Raw genomic sequence first — 4,617 nt, 5'->3', positions numbered from 1 at the left:
GCGAAGAAGCGCGGCCTGTCCGACGAGCAGGTGCCGGTGCTGGTGGCGGCGGATCGATCTGGCACCACCGTCAGCGCCGTGTTGCCGTCGGTCACCGCCGACGCCATTCACGACGTCCTGGCGCCGGTGTTGGACAAGGATGCCCTGCTGGTCACCGATGGCTGTGCCAGCTACCCGCCCTGTGCCGCCGCCCTGGGCGTCAGCCACGAAACGCTCAACCAGTCCGCTGGACAGCGAGTGCGCGGCGACCTCCACATCCAGACCGTCAACAACCGCTATTCGCGCCTCAAGGATTTCCTCCGCGCACGACGTGGTGTCGCCACCCGATACCTCGGATCGTACCTGCGATGGTTCCATCTCATCGCCCTGCATCCCGACCCGACCCCGCGCTACTGCCTCAGGGCGGCGATGGGAGCATGAGCGTCAATACGATTTGTGAATAGAGCCTATCTGAAAGGCTCGTTGGGACCACGGCATCCCGCTACATCCTCAAGCGCCGTGCGGCTCTGACCCCCTTTCTCGATGACGGCCGCTTGCGACCGAGGGTGACCACGATGACCGACGAGATGATGGCACTACGCTCCATGCTGGAAAAGGGCGCCGATGTCGATGTGCTGAGAGCCTGTTTGACAACTCTAAGGTAAGCGTCGTCTGTGGGCTGCCTTGTTGGATGGTCGGCTGTTGTGGTGAAAGCTATGTGTCGGCGGCGCATGGGTATGTGGCCAGCTTGGCATCATGGCAAGCAGTGTGGTTTGCACCGTGGCAGTCCAACGTATCGAGGTCATCACCGGCGCCGGTGGGCGGCGCGCCTATTCGGCGGAAGAGAAGATCCGCCTGGTTGGTGAGGCGCGTGGTGGTCGTGGTGCCGTAGCGGCGGTGGCACGGCGCCATGGGGCGTGCAGCAGCCTGATCTACCGTTGGCGCCGGCAGATGAGGAGCGGTGAACTCTCCCTTGAGGCGGCTCCTTTGTGCCGGTGCATGTGGTTGAAACGGCGCCCTCTGCCGGCGTGGTGCCACCCACCGCGATGCTCTCCTTGCCACCGGGGCCTTCCGTTGAGCGTCAGGCCGCGCTGGTCGAGGTGGTGCTCACCAACGGCCGTGTGCTGCGTGTCGGTGAGTGTGATCCGGCGCGGAAAAGTGGCTCTGACGCAATTTTGGTGATGGCCAGATCATCCGGCGCTGATGACGCGGGCCTGGAGCAGGTCGAGCTTCCCGTGACCGTACATCTGGCGTTTGACGAGTTTGAGCTTGGTGATCTGCCCCTCTGTTTGGCCATTGGACCAAGGCGACGTGATGGCGGCGGCAACGGCTGCGCGGTCCTTGTTGATGCCGTTGGCGAAGGACGCGACCAGGCCACCTTTGGCTCGCTCCAACCAGGGATCGAGGTCGCCGAGTGACTTGCGCCGGATCATGCCCTGGAAGTCGGCGACAACGTCCCTGGTATCGACCAAGGTGGGGATACTTCCTTCAATCGCGGCGACGAGGACGGTTTCGGCCTTGGTCAGGGCATCCCGCCCCAGGGTCATGAGCCGGGCGATGGTTCGTGCCGATGGCGTGCGGCTCAAGGCCTCCGCCCCCATCCGATCAGCCCGGCGGCGTCGGGTCGCCCATTCGGCGACTACCCGTAAGGAGCCCCGGAATCCCTGCTGTTGCAACCGGCGCCAGAGGTCGGCGCCATTGTGGTGGCCTGCCGCCCACTGCTGATCCAGCCAGGGAAGATGCACCTCAAGGGTAAGCGTTGGGCGTCCCCCATTGGTTTTGGCGGTTGACGGTTCAGTTGGCGCCGCAACAGCGCTTGTATTTCTTGCCTGAGCCGCAGGGGCACGTGTCGTTGCGTCCGACCTTGGCCTGACGGACCGGTTCCGCCTTCCTAGGGCCGCGTGCCGCCCTGATCTTGGCGATCTTGTGCAGGACGAGGATGGCGCGGGGGATTTGCCCGGCGGCGTCATCGAGGCGTTCATCGATGTCGTCGGCGGGGACGAAGGCGCCGTCGTCCAGGTCGATGAAGCCGATGAAGGGGGTGATGACCGGCTGCAGTCGTTCATCCCCGGCAAAGGCGGTCCAGCCCTCGGGCGCCAGGGCCATGGCCCGCCAGAAGCCGGAGACCCAGTCCCGGATGGCCTGGCGGTCGGGCTTTTCGCCCGCGTCCAGGAAGGCGGGCCGGTAGTCGCAGACCCGCTCCGCCTCCAGCCGTTCAAGGCCGCTGTCAATCTCGGCCAAGAGGCTGTTGTAGCGGGTCATCAGCGTGCCGAGCACCGCGTGGAGGTCGGCGTCGTTGTCGAAGACCGGTTCCTCGTCGCCCCAGAGGGCGGCGATCCAGCGGCTGGGCGGGATGAGTTCAGGCGCCACCACGATGCCGGTCAGGTAGCCCTCCAGCGCCAACGGCGACAGCGCGTTCCCCGGCGCCGCCGGTGAGGCGAGGAAGTCCAGCCAGGCGGCGGATGCCGAGGCGATGGTCATGCCGCGGCCCTCATCGCCGCGGCCTGCGCTTCGGCCCAGGCCCACGGCGTGAGCTCGGCCAGCCGCGCGTTGGGCCATCCATCGACCAGCCGGGTCAGCACGTCGGCCAGATAGGCCTCCGGGTTCACGCCCTGCAGCTTACAGGTTTCGATGAGCGAGGCGATCACCGCCCAGTTCTCCGCCCCCCGGTCATGACCGGCGAAGAGCGCGTTCTTGCGATTCAGGACCAAGGGCCGGATGCTCCGTTCAACCGTGCTGGAATCAATTTCCACCCGCCCGTCGTCCAGGAAGCGGACGAGGCCGGTCCACTGGTTGAGCGCGTAGCGGATCGCCTCCGCCGTGGTCGATTTGGCCGACAGGCGTCCGAGTTGATGGTCGAGCCATCGCTTGAGGTCCTCAACCAGCGGCCGGCTCCGGGCCTGTCGGGCGGATCGCCGTTCCGCCGCCGTGCGGCCCCGTATCTCCGCCTCGATGGCGTAGAGCTGGGCGATCCGCCGCAACGCCTCCTCGGCGATGGGCGCCGGCCCCGTCTTGGTGACATCGACGAACTCCCGCCGCAGATGCGCCCAGCAATGCGCGATCCCGATGCCCGCGCGCCCCGCCACCGTCTTGTAGACGGTATAGCCGTCGGTCTGGATGACGCCAGTGAACCCGTCGAGCACGCCGGCGGCATGCTTGGCGCCGCGGCCGGGCGCGTACTGATAGACCACCGCCGGCGGATCCCCGCCCCGCCAGGGCCGGTCATCCCGCGCCAGGGCCCAGAAGTAGCCGCTCTTGGTCCTGCCCCGGCCCGGATCGAGCACTGGCGCCCTGGTCTCATCGACGAACAGTTTGCCGGACTTCAGGAGGTCGGCACGCATCACCCGCCAGACCGGTGTCACCTCGGCGGCGGCATAGCCCACCCAGAAGGCCAGCGTTGAGCGGTCGATCTCGATGCCCTGCCGGGCGAAGCCCTGGGCCTGCCGGTAGAGCGGAACGTGATCGGCGTATTTGGTGACCAGCACGTTGGCCACCAGCCGCTCGGTCGGCAAGCCGCCTTCGATCAGGCGGGCCGGTGCCGGGGCCTGGACCACGGTGCCTGAACAGGCGCGGCAGCCATAACGGGGGCGGCGGGTCACGATCACCTGGTAGCGGGCCGGCACGATGTCCAACCGCTCCGACCGGTCCTCGCCGATCACATGCATGGCCCCCCGGCAGCAGGGGCAGGCCGTGTTCTCTGGTGCCACCACGACCTCAATGCGTGGCAGGTGCGGCGGCAGCGATCCCCGCGTCTCCCGGCGCTCCCGCCGCCGCTTCAGCTCGGGATCGTCCTTCTCCACCACCGCCTCGGTCTCAGCCTGCGCCTGCTCGACGTCTTCCAGCGCCAGGTTGAGCTGGTCGGCATCAAGCCGTTCCGACCGCGGGCCGAACTGCATGCGCCGCAGTTGGTGGAGGAGGTGGCGCAATTGGTCATTCTGCTCCTCGACCCGCCGACGCTCCATCCGCTCGGCCTCCAACGTCTCCGCCAGCGCCAGAACCTGGGCGCGCAAGGCCTCGACATCGGCCGGAAGGGTGTTGGGATCGATCTCCATGGCAGGGACATTTATAGCACGGAATCAGCCACTTGGGCCATAGCGCCCAGCGGTCCCGGCGCTATCGCGCGGCCTGCGGACGCCCCTGCCGCGGGACATGCAGCTGGCTCCAGTCCAGCCCGGCCAACAGCGCCTCCATCTGCGCGCCCGACAGCCGCATCACCCCTTCGGTGATCGGCGGCCAGCGGAAGGTGCCGGTCTCCAGGCGCTTCCACACCAGCACCAGTCCCGTGCCGTCCCAGACCAGCAGCTTCAGCCTGTCCGAGCGCTTGGAGCGGAACACGAAGACCGTGCCTGAGAACGGGTCCTGCGCCAGCACCTCCTGCACCAGCGCCGCCAGACCATCGGCACCGCGCCGGAAGTCCACCGGCCGCGTCGCCACCAGAACCCGGATGGCGGACGGGGGAAGGATCATCCCAGCCGCTTCAGCGTGCGCAGCACCAGCGCCAGAAGGACCGGGTCGGTATCGCCACCCACGCGGATCACGGCGCCGATCGTGCCCCACCGCGTGGTGTAGGAGCGCATCCGCCGGGTCAGGCCTGGAGGCCGGCGTAGCCGGCTGGAAGGCCTGACCCGGCGGGCGGTC

General features: G+C 67.7%; 5 protein-coding genes and 1 pseudogene. 2 read left to right on the top strand and 4 right to left on the bottom strand.

The window, feature by feature from the left end; genetic code table 11:
• On the top strand, positions 1-420 hold a 420-nt coding region (locus FBZ89_RS30440; protein WP_145754842.1), incomplete at its 5' end, for an IS1595 family transposase.
• Between the two features lie 315 nt (positions 421-735).
• Complete coding sequence (locus FBZ89_RS32120) at positions 736-1,161, top strand: transposase (protein WP_145754840.1); 426 nt, start codon at positions 736-738, stop codon at positions 1,159-1,161.
• A gap of 8 nt (positions 1,162-1,169) precedes the next feature.
• Here the strand turns inward: FBZ89_RS32120 and FBZ89_RS30430 are convergent.
• From FBZ89_RS30430 to tnpB, 4 genes and pseudogenes are all read right to left on the bottom strand, one after another.
• Positions 1,170-1,733, bottom strand: a pseudogene (locus tag FBZ89_RS30430) (transposase); the annotation flags it as partial.
• Positions 1,734-1,773: 40 nt separating this feature from the next.
• A complete protein-coding gene (locus tag FBZ89_RS31815) occupies positions 1,774-2,460 on the bottom strand; it encodes a YecA/YgfB family protein (protein WP_186457673.1) in 687 nt (228 codons plus the stop codon).
• Positions 2,457-4,031, bottom strand: a complete 1,575-nt coding sequence (gene tnpC / locus FBZ89_RS30420; protein WP_145754836.1) for an IS66 family transposase — start codon at positions 4,029-4,031, stop codon at positions 2,457-2,459. The genes FBZ89_RS31815 and tnpC overlap by 4 nt, the downstream gene beginning before the upstream one ends.
• Positions 4,032-4,092: 61 nt before the next feature.
• Positions 4,093-4,446: an IS66 family insertion sequence element accessory protein TnpB gene (gene tnpB / locus FBZ89_RS30415; protein ID WP_145754834.1), complete on the bottom strand. Its 354-nt coding sequence runs from the start codon at positions 4,444-4,446 to the stop codon at positions 4,093-4,095.
• Between the last annotated feature and the right edge of the window lie 171 nt (positions 4,447-4,617).

It is taken from the genome of Nitrospirillum amazonense (assembly GCF_007828045.1).
GTDB classification, from domain to species: Bacteria; Pseudomonadota; Alphaproteobacteria; order Azospirillales; family Azospirillaceae; genus Nitrospirillum; species Nitrospirillum amazonense_C.
Note: the sequence above shows the minus strand (reverse complement) of the source record. Positions and strands in the feature narration are given on the sequence as shown.